This is a genomic window from Streptomyces sp. 4N124 (assembly GCF_052245395.1).
Lineage (GTDB): Bacteria > Actinomycetota > Actinomycetes > Streptomycetales > Streptomycetaceae > Streptomyces.
This window is the reverse complement of record NZ_JBQQBS010000001.1, coordinates 333,754-346,472: the sequence shown is the minus strand read 5'-3', so window position 1 is coordinate 346,472 and position 12,719 is coordinate 333,754. Positions and strand designations below refer to the sequence as shown.

General features: G+C 71.2%; 10 protein-coding genes. 3 read left to right on the top strand and 7 right to left on the bottom strand.

The annotated features are described in order from the left end of the window. Window positions 1–2 precede the first annotated feature (2 nt). On the bottom strand, window positions 3–1,826 hold the full coding sequence (locus tag ACTWQO_RS01575) for a LuxR family transcriptional regulator AbsR2 (RefSeq protein WP_443235350.1): 1,824 nt from the start codon (window positions 1,824–1,826) through the stop codon (window positions 3–5). A 94-nt stretch (window positions 1,827–1,920) separates the two neighbouring features. Here ACTWQO_RS01575 and absR1 point away from each other — a divergent pair, with 94 nt between their 5' ends. Continuing rightward, window positions 1,921–3,006 (top strand): beta-glucuronidase AbsR1, encoded by a 1,086-nt coding sequence (absR1, locus tag ACTWQO_RS01570; protein ID WP_443235349.1) that lies wholly within the window; start codon window positions 1,921–1,923, stop codon window positions 3,004–3,006. A 125-nt stretch (window positions 3,007–3,131) separates the two neighbouring features. Here absR1 and ACTWQO_RS01565 read toward each other — a convergent pair whose 3' ends face one another. Continuing rightward, window positions 3,132–3,998, bottom strand: a complete 867-nt coding sequence (locus tag ACTWQO_RS01565; protein ID WP_443235348.1) for a glutathione S-transferase C-terminal domain-containing protein — start codon at window positions 3,996–3,998, stop codon at window positions 3,132–3,134. Window positions 3,999–4,091: 93 nt separating this feature from the next. Further along, on the bottom strand, window positions 4,092–4,214 hold the full coding sequence (locus ACTWQO_RS01560) for a putative leader peptide (protein ID WP_443235347.1): 123 nt from the start codon (window positions 4,212–4,214) through the stop codon (window positions 4,092–4,094). A gap of 443 nt (window positions 4,215–4,657) precedes the next feature. Between ACTWQO_RS01560 and ACTWQO_RS01555 the strand changes: the two genes are divergently transcribed. Continuing rightward, window positions 4,658–5,053: a tetratricopeptide repeat protein gene (locus tag ACTWQO_RS01555; protein WP_443235346.1), complete on the top strand. Its 396-nt coding sequence runs from the start codon at window positions 4,658–4,660 to the stop codon at window positions 5,051–5,053. Window positions 5,054–5,075: 22 nt separating this feature from the next. Here the strand turns inward: ACTWQO_RS01555 and ACTWQO_RS01550 are convergent, their stop codons facing one another. The 4 genes from ACTWQO_RS01550 to ACTWQO_RS01535 are packed head-to-tail and all read right to left on the bottom strand — an operon-like array spanning window position 5,076 to window position 9,797. Further along, window positions 5,076–6,467, bottom strand: coding sequence for an acyl-CoA reductase (locus ACTWQO_RS01550; protein WP_443235345.1), 1,392 nt, complete (start codon window positions 6,465–6,467; stop codon window positions 5,076–5,078). Continuing rightward, window positions 6,464–7,807, bottom strand: coding sequence for a hypothetical protein (locus ACTWQO_RS01545; RefSeq protein WP_443235344.1), 1,344 nt, complete (start codon window positions 7,805–7,807; stop codon window positions 6,464–6,466). Before ACTWQO_RS01545 ends, ACTWQO_RS01550 begins: the two co-directional genes overlap by 4 nt. Window positions 7,808–7,836: 29 nt before the next feature. Continuing rightward, a complete protein-coding gene (locus ACTWQO_RS01540; protein ID WP_443235343.1) occupies window positions 7,837–8,556 on the bottom strand; it encodes an ABC transporter ATP-binding protein in 720 nt (239 codons plus the stop codon). Beyond that, window positions 8,556–9,797: an ABC transporter substrate-binding protein gene (locus ACTWQO_RS01535; RefSeq protein WP_443235342.1), complete on the bottom strand. Its 1,242-nt coding sequence runs from the start codon at window positions 9,795–9,797 to the stop codon at window positions 8,556–8,558. The genes ACTWQO_RS01540 and ACTWQO_RS01535 overlap by 1 nt, the downstream gene beginning before the upstream one ends. A gap of 193 nt (window positions 9,798–9,990) precedes the next feature. Between ACTWQO_RS01535 and ACTWQO_RS01530 the strand changes: the two genes are divergently transcribed. Next, window positions 9,991–12,675, top strand: a complete 2,685-nt coding sequence (locus tag ACTWQO_RS01530; protein ID WP_443235341.1) for an ABC transporter permease subunit — start codon at window positions 9,991–9,993, stop codon at window positions 12,673–12,675. Window positions 12,676–12,719 lie beyond the last annotated feature (44 nt).

Below are 12,719 nucleotides of genomic sequence, written 5' to 3'. Positions count from 1 at the left end.
ACTCACGCCGGTTCAGCGTCCACCAAGTTTGGCAACGACTCCCTGTCGCTCGCGCCCAGTCTGGCGTAGGCGCTGTAGAGGTGGTTGCCGACTGTGCGGATGGAGAGGGTGAGGTGGTCTGCGATCTGGCGGTTGGTGAGGCCTGCTGCCGCGAGGGTGACGATCTGGCGTTGGCGGGCGGTGAGTTCGCCGAGGACGAGGCCGGACAGGGCCGGGGTGCGGGCGCCCTGGCAGCGGCGGGCCAGGGCGACGGCGCGGGTGCGGGAGGTGCGGGCGGCGCGTGGGTCGCGGTGGGAGCGTGCGGCCTGGGCGTGCGCCTCGGCGGCGAAGAGCAGGAGGCCGCGCTCCTGGAGGCGTTCGGCGGCCCGGTCCAGGGCCGGTCCGTCGCCGCGGGTGAGCGCGTCCGCGTGGGCGGCGAACACGCTGTCCGTGGGCAGCCGGGAAGCGGCCTTTTCGGGAGCGCCGAGGCGTACCGCGTCGTAAAGGACCAGCATGTCGTCCCCGGCGATCGACCGGACTGCGGTGTCGATGTCGCCGCGTGCCGCCGCTAGCCAGGTCGCCGCCTCACCCGGCGCCGCAGGTTCGGTGAGGGCCTCGTGCGCTGTCGTCACCTCGCCCGACTGGGCGGCGGCGAGGGCGAGTTCGAGGAGGCAGGAGGGATCCTCGGGCGATTCCCGCAGGCCCTCGCGTGCCCAGGCCGCAGCCTCGCGCAGTTCGCCGCGCAGCCGCACGGCACGCGCGCGTACGGCCGCGTACTCGGCGGGGACCGGCTCCCCCTCCTCGATGAGCCACTCCCCCACGGGTGCCCACAGCGTCCGTACGTCGGCCTCGTCGATCTGCCGTGCCAGCTCGACCGCCTCGTCCTTGAGGGCCGGGCCGCACTGGTCCGGGGTGCGGGCCAGCCGCCAGGCCCGTAGTCGGCCGGCCGCGGCCCGCAGCACCGGGGCGTGCAGGGGGTGGGCGAGTCGTACGGCGCCGTGGTCGTCGATGTCGATCAGGCCGTCGGTCTCCAGGCGTTCGAGGAGGCGCAGGTCGAAGTCGTCGGCGGTCGGCGGCAGGGGGTCGGCGAAGGCGAGGAGTTCGAGGGTCTCGCGCTCATCGGGGTCGCTGCGGTGGATGACGTGAGCGGTGCGTTCGCGCACGGTCGCGGTCAGGGGTACCGGGCCGCGCCAGGCCCGTTCGTCCGAGCCCGGGACCCCGGTGAGCAAGCCCTGTTCGCGCAGCGCACCGGACAGGTCGCGCAGCAGCCGGAGGTCGCCGCGGCACAGTCGGTGCAGCCGGTTCACGGTGAGCGGCTCCAGTCGCCCGCCGGCGCCCGCGGCGGCCAGCCGGTCCGTCTCCTCGTGCGGCAGCGGCTCCAGGGTGAGGCGGGGCAGCAGCTCACCGGTCCACAGCCGGGACACCGCGCCGGGCACCGGTACGTCGTCCGTGGCCACGACCAGCAGCCGGGTGCGGCCCTGCACCGCCAGCTGGTGGACCAGGGCCGCCGAGGCGTCGTCGAGGAGGTGCGCGTCGTCGACCAGCAGGGTCCGTACGGCGGAGAGCAGTTGGACCGCCTTGTGCAGGGTGACCGTCTCGGGCAGCAGGTGTGCGAACGCGGCGAAGGGGATGTGCCGGGCCTCGGGCGTGCCGGCCGCCTTGGCGCAGTCGGTGCCGCGGACCGCCTCCGTGACGAGCCGGGTCTTGCCACAGCCCGCGGGTCCCGTCACCACGATGCCGTGCCGGCTCGCGCCCAAGGACCGGCGGATCAGTTCCAGTTCGTTCTCCCGACCGGTGAACGGCCAGGGCAGCTCAAGGGTCTTCGCGTCCCGTTCGTAAGTCGTCACGTGAACAAGAGCAATGTTACTCACACCTGATACAGGGGGACTTGAGTAGCCCTCGACTCAGGCGCCCGGGGGCGGTCGACGGCAACCTGATCGCATGACCGCACGCTACTGCTCCCTCGCGCAGCAGTCGGCTCCCGTCTTCGCACCGGGGCTGACCGCCGAGCGGCTCAGTGCGCTCATCAGCGGTCGCCAGATGTGGGTCAACGGCACGGTGCTGCACTACTACTTCTTCGACGGAGACGGCGACGGCTCCGTCATTGCCGTACCGGGGACCGGGGAGAGCCGCCGGGTGTCGTGGGTCGGCCCCAAGGAGCAGCAGGACGTCGTGCGGGAGTGCTTCCAGGAGTGGCGGGACCTGGGCATCGGTCTCCACTTCGTGGAGGTCGGGGACCGCTCGGAGGCCGAGCTGCGTATCGGGTTCCAGCTCGGTGACGGGTCCTGGTCGACCGTCGGCAAGGACGCGCTGCGGGTCGGCCGTGGTGAGCGGACCATGAACTTCGGCTGGGACCTGACCGCGCCCGGGGAGCGCGGGACGGCCCTGCACGAGATCGGGCACGCGCTCGGCATGCTGCACGAGCACCAGAACCCGTTCGCCGGCATCCACTGGGACGACGAGGCCGTCTACGCCGATCTGGCGGGCCCGCCGAACTTCTGGAGCCGCGACAGGACCTTCTTCAACATCCTGCGCAAGCTCGACCCGGACGAGGTCAACGGCTCCGTCTGGGATCCACAGTCGATCATGGAGTACCCCTTCCCGGACGGGCTGATCCTGGAGCCGGAGCAGTACCGCGCGGGCCTGAACCCGCCCGGCAGCCTCTCCCCCGCCGACAAGGAGTTCGTCCTGCGCTGGTACCCGCCGGCCGAGGTGCTGCAGCCACCCGAGCTGCTGCCCTTCCGCTCGGCGCCGCTCCGCCTCGCCCCTGGCGAGCAGGCCGACTTCACCGTCGAGCCGCCGGAGACGCGCGAGTACAGCGTGGGCACCTTCGGCGACAGCGACACCGTCGTCGTGGTCTTCGAGGAGCGGAACGGCGAACCCCGCTACCTCTCCGGCCAGGACGACGGCGGCACACCGCACACCGCAGCCATCAAGGTCCGGCTCGTCAAGGGCCGCCGCTACTTCGTCCGTGTGCGCCTCCACTCGACGTGGGGGTCGGGGGATACGGCGGTCATGTGCTGGTGACAGCACATGACCGCCCCTCACGGACGGTCGGACCACTGTCCGGCACCGGGGGAGCGGTGGCGGAACGCCACCTTCGGGGGAGGGTGACGTTCCGCCACCACGCCACTGTCGGACGCCGCAGGCGTTCAGCCCTGACCCGCGTGGGCGGCCCAGTCCAGGATCTGTACGGCTGCGCCGGCCGCTTCCAGGCCTTGGCAGTGGGCGTGGTGGCGGTGGGTGATGGCGTCGAGGTCGAGGTGGCGGGCGAAGGACGGGTGGCCGGTCAGGCGGCGGGCGTGGGACCACAGGGCGGGATGGTCGGCGATGCGGTGGACGGCGGCGGCGTCGAGGTGGTGGCGGTGCACCGTGTCGAGCTGGACCAGGGTGACCCACAACTCGACGTCGGCGGCGGTGAGTTGGTGCCCGAGTAGGTACGGGTCGACGGTGAGCCTGTGCTCCAGGGAGTTCAGGGCCGCCAGCAGTGAGCGGAGGGCGGCGGCCCCTTCCACCGGATCGGCCCCGGCGCGTCCGGCGCGCTGGGCGGCGGCGTCGATGCGCTGGGCACAGAGGCGCTCCACGGCGTCGATCTCCGCGTCCGCGCCGCGCGGGTACAGCGGGGGGCGGCCCGCGCCGAAGTGCCGGGCCAGATCGCGTGTGATGTCGGGGGCGTGGGTGCTCACGATCCGTCCGGACCAGTCATCGCTGAGCACCGGCCCGACGGCCGCGCCCTGATACCGGTGCGCGCTCGCCTCGTACAGCGGACGCAGCGCGGAGTGTCCGCCGTCGGGACAGTCGGGCACGGCGGTCAGCAAGGTCACCGGACAGCCGGCGTCGAGCCCGAGCAGGCTGTGCACGACGGCGATCCGCAGTCCGTTCGGGCAGGCGGGCGACAGATGGAGGCGATAGCGGCGCGGCACGGCGTAGTGCCCACTGCGCGCGTCCCGCCCGATCCGGCCACGGAACACGGGCGCGAACGACTCGGAGGGGACGGCGGCGAGCGGTGTGACGGACATGAGTCTCCCGGGGGTGGGCGCACGGACGGACGTACGGCGGAAGGCGTCAGCGGACGGACAAGGGCGAGCCAGGGGCGAGCGCGGCGGCCCGGGTCAGCCCAGCGGGTCGATCGCGCTGCACACGCGCTGCAGATCGATGTGGCGGCGGGAGGTCAGCAGCGGTGACCGCGCGGGTGTACGGCTCACCGGGCTGGTGACCGACTCGACACACGCCATCTTTCCCTACCGATTCACTAGGATTCCTGACTGGAGTGTCGATCCGCCCCGGACCGGCGTCAAGGGGACCGCCCGCATCGTGGACACCGTGCGCCGGGCCGTGTGCCCAACTGACCAGGCCGTTGCGGTCGTTCACCTTCGCGGCGCGAGGGACGCTGGCTACCCTGGGAACGCGCTGGCTCGTTCGCGCGATGAGCTGAACCCGGGGGTGGGCTCCATGACGGACGCGGTGGTACGGGTCGAAACGGTCGAGTTGGACGCCAAGGGCTCACGCCAGATCGGGAGCAGGTCCCGCCGGACCGTGCCCCTCGAGGAGCGGCGCGCGGAGTTGTGCGAGGCGATCGTCTCGGCGTCGGCGATGGCACAGGACTCACTGGCACAGGTCGAGCCCTGCGAAGGCTGGCGCGTGAGCAGTCACCGTGGACCGGGCCTGAGGAGCGCGCATGCCCGGCACGGACTACGCCGTCGACCTCAGCCAGGGTACGACGCCCCTCGGCGCCGGATTCCTGCTCGCGCCCTGCTATGTCCTCACGGCACACCACTGTCTGAACGACATGGCTCCGGGCGACGACCGCCGCCACAACATCGCGCACTGGACCGAAGCCACCGGCCACCCCGGCGAGGCACTCAGACTCTTCAGGGAACTGCTGCACGACCGCACGGCCGCTCTGGGGCCGGACCATCCGCACACCCTGCTGAACCGCTACCGCGTCACACGGCTGATGCGCCCCTCCGTCGGTGGCGACGGACTCACCCGACTGCTGCCGGTCTTCCTCCGTGTGTTCGGCGAAGAGCATCCGTGGACGCGGCGCCTGCGCCATGAGATCGAGGCCCCATGAGCGGCCCTCACACCCGCCTGATCTACTCGTCGTTCACCCACCGCATCAGCCGCTGCAACGGATAGAACCCGTCATGCGACAGCCCCGGCGGCATACCGCCCGCCCGGCCCAGTGACACCACGCGCTGCACTCCGGCGCAGGCGAGGGCGTCCCGCAGTTCCGCCTTGCGCGCGTCCGGATACACACCGACGGTCTGCGTGGCGACCCCGGCGTGCGCGACGGCATCCGACAGCGCGGCGACCGGGACGACATTCACGATCTTGCCGTCGGGGTGGAAGTCCACCGGCTCGGGCGAGCGGATCACCAGGCCCCGGCCGTCATAGCCGCCCCACACCCGGTAGTCGGGCTCCATCGACCGCAGTACGTCGATCTCCTCACGGAGTTCGGCAGCCACCCGCGGTCCATCGACCGAGCTGAACTCCCGGGCGACGCCGAGCCGTTCGCACAGCAGCGCGGCATAGCGGTCGGCGTCCTCGACGGAGCCCTCCACGAACTGGAAGCGACTGGCCACGCAGGCCTGCTGGTTGAAGAACGTGGCGTCCGCCGCGGCGGCGTCCGCAGCCTCCGTCAGGGCCTCCTCGGTCGCGAAGGCCTCGCGGCCGATCATCGAGATGGACGTCTTGGGATCGAAGGAGACCAGCTCGAAGCCCGGGCCGACGTACTGCAAGGCACCACGGATCGTTGCCTCGCCGCCCCAGGCGACGAGCTTGTCGAAGAACTGCGGGCGGAACAGGACGCTCTCCACGGTCGCGTCGCCGCCCCGCCAGTACACGGCGGAGAACGACCGCACGACCGGGTGGCCGGGCGCCACCTTCGCCATCGTGCGCAGGATCGCGGTCGCGGTGAACAGATCGTTCGAGGGCAGCTTCAGCAGGTTCACGCCCTTGGTGAGGGCGCCGCGTACGACGGACATGGCGGCCACTCCGGGGGCGTTGCCCGCGATGACGTGCACCAGGCGCGGCGGGAAGGCGCGCACGGACGCGAGCCGTCCCTCGGGCAACCGCACCTCCCGCCAGCCGTCGAGCACGTCCGGGCCGCCGAGATCGTGGTCGATCTGGGCGCGCAGGGAGGGCGGTTGGAAGCTGCGCCACAGGACGGCGTAGGCGCGTTCCAGCACCTCCGCGGGGAGCGGGCTGACCCGGACCATCGACTCCAGGGCCTCGGCGAGCAGGCCCTGCCGGTCCGTCTTCAGAGCGTCGCCGGTCTCCACGAGCAGGTCGACGATCTCGGCGCTGGGTACGCCGAAGGCCGGGCCGGGTTCGGTGCGGGGCCATACCAGGCGGTTCAGGTCGAGGGCCGGCGCGCTGAAGGCCGTATGGCCGCGTCCGTGGTCGATGAACGGGCCGCCTTCGGCTACTTCGCCGCGGACGACATGGACCACGGTCGTGCCACTCGCCCTTGTCGTCGTGGTCATCCGTGGATCATCCCCCGCACATAGGAGTCGAGTGTCGCGGCGCAGGTGATCTTGTCGTCGCCGCCGAGGTCGCCGTAGCGCCGGATGTCCGGCAGGACGACCGGTCCGGGCCTGCCGCAGTCGCACGGCGAGAAGTCGACGGACACGCGGTCCCCGCTGATCAGTCCGCCCCAGCGACCCGACAGGGAGACGTCCAGGAAGGCGAACCGGCCCTCCACGACGCCGTGTTCGGGGTTCAGCAGCCTCTCGCCCGGCTCGTCCAGGATCAGCGGGATCACCCAGGGCGGCACGTGGTAGCGGCCCGACTCGCAGGCGAGGCAGGAGCCCTGGAGTTCCGTCATGCCGTAGCTGCGCACCCGCCGTACGCCGCGGTAGAAGGCGGCGAACTGCTGCTGGTAGTCGTCGGGCAGCGCCCGGCCCTTGTTGCCGCCGCCGCTGAGCACCAGCGTGTCCGGGTGCAGGCTGCCGTCGGATACGCCGCGCTCGCGCAGGGCCTGGATCAGCGCGAACTGCTGGTTGTTCATCCCGGCGATGAGCAGTGGCTCGTCGCGGTGGGCGGCGATGTCGTCGACGATCCGGGTCATCGCGGCGCCCAGTTGTCGCTCGCGGGACTCCGACGCGGCCTCGAAGGAGCCGATCTCCTGCGGGGTCGCCGTCCCCTCCGCCATCCGCCGACGCAGCAGGGCGCTGCTCATCAGCTCCGACACCCGCAGTGGTGCGTCGGTCAGCAGATGTGTCTCCTCGGGGCGGGCGAAGACGTCCGCGTGCCAGCGGAAGCCGTCGATGGAGCGCATCGGGCCGCTCGCGGGTGCGAGCAGATAGCCGCGGCGGGTGGGTTTCGGCGGCAGTGGGTCGGGCCAGCAGGTGAGGTTCTCCAGGATGTCGTGCAGGAACCGCAGGTCGGTGCCGTCGCAGTTGAGGAAGGAGACCTTTCCCGACGTACCGCTGGTGATGTACGGGCGGTGTCCGGCGGCCGTGATGCGGTCGGTCCACTCGTCGATGTCCGCTACGCCGTCCATGTCGACGTCGCCGGGTTCGACCACGGACACGGTGGTGTACCAGCGCAGCAGCCGGTCCCAGCGGCCGGCGGTGATCAGGGAGACGGGGTACGACTTGTAGCTGGTGTGCGAGAAGAGGAGCGGGACGAGGTCCGCGGGAGCGGTGATCTCGTGGACGCCGGTCTCCTCGGCCCGGGTACGCAGCAGCGGGATGCGTTCGCGATGGGCGGCGAAGGCCTCCCGTGCGGCGTCGAGTTGCAGCTCCCGCAGCTCCTGTGCGGGCTGGTCGAAGGTGTCGCCGGAGGCGACGAGATTCCGGATGTGCTCGCGTGCGCTTGCCACAGCAACTCACCCTTGTCAGGTAGTGAGGTTCAGTGATCCGTCTTCTGCGGGGAACGCTCCTCGGCCAGGTACGACGACTCGATCGCGTTCAGGTTCTCGCGCAGTTCCTGCGGGGTGCCGGTCATGACGACCCGGCCGCGGCGCAGGACGTACACGCGGTCGGCGATGTCCAGCACCTTGCGTACGTGCTGTTCGACGAGGAGTGCGCCGAGGCCTTTGTCGGCCGCCTCGCGCACGGCGCGCAGGAGGCGGTCGACCACGAGTGGGGCGAGGCCGAGGGAGAGTTCGTCGGCGAGCAGCAGCCGGGGCGAGCGGCACAGCGCCCGCGCCAGGGACAGCATCTGCTGCTCGCCGCCGGAGAGCATGCCCGCTCCGGTGGTCAGGCGGGTGCCGAGCTCGGGGAAGAGCGCGACGGCCCGATCGGTGGTGACCCGGCCGACCCGCAGGTTCTCGGCGGTGTCGAGGCCGGTGAACACCGCCCGCTCCCCCACGTACGCCAGTCCCTCGCGGGCCCGGCGGTGCAGCGGCGCCCGGCGTGCGTCGCCCAGCCACCGCACCTCGCCGCTCATCACGGCGAGGTCGCCTGCCAGCGCCCGGAGGGTCGTGGACTTGCCCGCGCCATTGGGCCCCAGCAGTGCGACGACCTCTCCGGGGCGGACCTCCAGGTCGAGGTCGCGTACGACGGGCCGCGTGCCGTATCCGGCACAGACGGCACGGGCCTCGATCAGTGGTGCCTGCGGTGGGTGCATCACCCCGACGCCTTCGCGGTCAGGAGCTTCCGGACGTCGACGAACGTGGAGCCGGACTCGGCCCACTCGATCTTGCCGTCGCGGATGGTCAGTTCGGTGGCGGTGGTGTTGTGGATCCGCCCCATGCCTTCCATGGGGAGAGCCGTCGACTCCTGCCAGGTCAGCTTCGGGGTGAGGCCGCCGGTGTCGATGCCGTCGGTCGTGTTCAACTCGTCGACCAGGGCCTTCGCCGTGATGCTGGGGAGCTTCTTCGCGGCCTCGGTGAAGACCTTGAACGCCACCCAGGCGGTTTCGTTGGCGCCGTTGGTGGTGTCGATGTCCTTGTTGCCGCCGGCGGCCTCGACGAAGTCCTTCCAGGAGGCGTCCGAGACGGGCGGGTAGTAGCCGGTGATGGCGGCGCCCTCCAGCGGGCTGCTCGCGCCGCCGGTGCTCTCGGCCAGCTCCGGGGTGAGGTTGCCGACGACGCTGCCCAGCTGGGTGTCGGCGCCGGACTGCACGTACGACGTCACGAACAGGTCCGAGTGGGTGCCCAGGATGACGCTGACGCAGTCGGCGTCCTTGGTGGCGGCGGCGACCTGCGGTGCCAGGTCGGTCGCGGTGACCGGCACCTTCAGGTCCTTGGGCGCCGCGCCTCCGGCCGAGGTCACGCCCAGCGTGAGGAACTTCGAGACGATCGCGGCGGCGGCCACGTCGTACCGTACGCCGGAGATCTTCTTGCAGCCCTCGTCCACCAGCTGCTTGCCGTGCGCGGCGAACACGACCGGCGTACCGCCGTTGACGGGGAAGGACATCGGGCTGGAGAACTCGGCGGCCGAGACGCCGGTGCCGCCGATGTAGGGGATGCCGGCCTTCTCCAGGATCGGCATGTAGCGGTCGCCGGCCAGGCTGTACGAGCCGACGACCGCGACCACCTTCTCGGCGACGGCCTGCTGGGCGCACTTCTCGGCCTCGTCGGGCTCGTTCTTCTCGTTGCAGGTGAGCACCTTCAACGGGCCGCCCTTGATCCCGCCGTTGTCGTTGATCCACTTCTCATAGGCCTGGGCCGTGAGCCGGACCCCGGGCTGGGCGCTGCCCTGGGTGTCCTCCGGGGCCCAGACCATCACCTTGACCGGAGTGCCCTTGAGTTCGGAGGTGGTCGAGGTGCCGGAGGACGCCTCTCCCCCGCAACCGGCGGCCAGGAGCACTCCGGTCACCGCGAGACAGCTCGCTGCGGCAGTTCTGCGTCGGCGTGAGTCGTTCATGATCCCTCCGAGGGACTCGGCCCGGATGGGCGACGTCGAGATGCCGACAGCATGGAGCGAGATGTCTCGTTAGAGAAGTACTCTCGTAGCAATTATTTAAATGAATGTGCGTTATAGCCTTGCCGGGCTCTCGGACGTTCGCTACTCATGAAGCCCTGAGAGGTAGGCCCTGGGGCCCTGGGAGGTATCTGTCGTGGACGACATCCTGCGTTTCGCGCTGCTCGGTCTGGGGCTCGGTGCGCTGTACGCGCTCACGGCCCAGGGCATCGTGCTGATCTACCGGGGCTCCGGTGTCCTGAACTTCGCGCACGGCGCGATCGGGATGGCCGGGGCCTATGTGCAGTGGGAGCTGGCCGTGCAGCAGGGCCTGCCCTACTGGCCGGCCGTGGCCTGTGGGGTGGCCGCGTCCGCGCTGCTGGGCCTGCTCACGCACCTCCTGGTCATCCGCCCGCTGCGCCGGGCGTCGTCGCTGGCCCGGCTGGTCGGCACGCTCGCGGTGTTCATCGTGCTCACCGCCGTCGCCGTCAAGCGCTACGGCGACAGCGTGCAGTTGGTGCCGGGCAAGCTGCCGAACCGGCTGCTGGAGATCGCCGGTGCGAAGGTGTCCGAGGACCGCGTCTGGCTGCTCGGGATCGCCATCGCGGTCACCGCGGTCCTCCATGTCCTCTACCGGCGCACCCTGTTCGGCCTGGGCACCACGGCGGTCGCGGAGAACCAGAGCGCGGCGGCCTCACTGGGCTGGTCCGCGGATCTGATCGCCGCCGCCAACTGGGGGCTGGGCTCGGCGCTCGCGGGTCTGACGGGCATCCTGATCGTGCCGGTGGTCGGCCTGTCGGTGACCGGTCTGACGACGCTGCTGCTGAGCGCGCTGGCCGCCGCCCTGGTCGGCCGGTTCTCCTCGTTCCCCGTCACGCTGGCGGGCGGTCTGTTGATCGGCGTCGTGCAGTCCGAGCTGACCCGCTTCGGCTCCGACGTCACCGGGCTCGCCGCCTCGGTGCCGTTCCTCTTCATCGCCCTGGTGCTGGTGGCACGGGGCAAGGCGCTGCCGCTGCGCGGCACGTTCCTGGACCGGATGCCGACCCTGGGCACGGGACGGGTACGGCCCGCGCCGCTCGCCGTCGCCGTGGCCGTCGGCCTGCTGCTCGTGAGCGTGTCGTCGCCGCTGTGGGCGGACGCGATCACCACCACCCTGGTCCTCTCCCTGATCATCCTGTCGATCATCGTGGTCACCGGGTACGCGGGACAGGTGTCGCTGGCGGCGTACGCCCTCGCCGGGACCGGCGCGTTCATCGCCGGGCACGCCGCGGCCGACTGGGGCTGGCCCTTCGAACTCGCGCTGCTCGCAGGCGTGTTGGGCACGGTGCCCATCGGCCTGCTGTTCGCGCTCCCGGCAGTCCGGACCCGTGGGGTCAACCTCGCGATCATCACGCTCGGGCTCGGCACCACGCTGGAGACGATGGTGTTCCAGAACACCGATCTCGCCACGACCCCGGGCAGTGACGGGATCGCGGTGGGCAAGCAGTCACTCTTCGGCATCAGCATCTCCGGGGTCGACCATCCGCAGCGGTACGCCACCGTCGTGCTGGTGATGTTCGTCGCGGCCACGCTCGTCGTCGCCAACGTCCGGCGCAGCCGCAGCGGGCGCCGGCTGGTCGCGGTCCGGGCGAACGAGCGGGCCGCGGCGGCCCTCGGCATCGACGTCCGCGCGGCCAAGCTGTACGCATTCGGGCTGTCCTCGGCCATCGCCGCACTCGCCGGCGTGCTGACCGGCTTCCGCTCGACGTCCGTGGTGCTGGGCGACTTCGCGAGCTTCGACTCCATCACCGTGCTCGGGCTCGCGGTGATCGGCGGCGTCGGCTTCCTGGTCGGCCCGCTGTTCGGCGCCACGTTCGCGGCGGGCACGGTCGGCGCCCGCTTCGGGGACCTGGTCCTGCCGGGGCTCAGTGAGTGGATGCCGCTGATCGGCGGGATCATCCTGGTGCTGACGCTGGTGGGCAACCAGGACGGCATCGGGCGTGAACTGGCCAAGCAGGCGGCACGGATTGACCGCCGTACCAGACCTCTTGAGGTCGACGGCCCCACCGAGCAGACCGTGGACCGGGCGGCACCTCTGCCCCTCCACGTGGAAGGCCTGACCGTCCGATACGGCGGTGTCGTCGCCGTCGACGGGCTCTCCTTCGGCATCGAGCCGGGCCAGGTCGTCGGCCTGATCGGACCCAACGGTGCGGGCAAGACGTCCGCCATCGACGCCGTCACCGGCTTCACCCGGGCCGCATCCGGGCAAGTGCGGCTCGGTGAGCGGGACATCACCCGCACACCGGTGCACCGGCGTGCCGCCGCCGGGCTGAGCCGGTCCTTCCAGTCACTGGAGCTGTTCGAGGACATGACCGTCCTCGACAATCTGTACGCCGCGTGCGATCGGCCCGGTCCGTGGACGTACCTCACGGACCTGATCCGGCCCGGCAGCCGGCCGCTGCCCGCCCATGTGCTGGTCGCCGTGCGGGAGTTCGGCCTCCAGGACAGTCTGAACCGGCCGGTCGGCGACCTGTCCTACGGCGAGCGGCGGCTGCTCGCCATCGCCCGTGCGGTGGCCGCGTCGCCCTCCGTGCTGCTTCTCGACGAACCGGCGGCGGGGCTGTCGGAGGACGAGACGCGTGAACTGGCCCATCTGGTGCGGAGGCTCGCCGAGGAGTGGGGGATGGGGATTCTGCTGGTCGAGCATGACGTCGACATGGTGATGAGCGTGTGTGATCAGGTGGTTGTTCTGGACTTCGGGCGGCGGATCAGTGTGGGGACGCCGGAGGAGGTGCGGGGGGATCCTGCGGTGCGGGAGGCTTATTTGGGGGACCTGTCGCCAGAGGATCCCGTGATTGCGTGAGCGCTGCGCTGGGGGCAGTTCGTCTGCTGCGGGCCGGTGGGGGC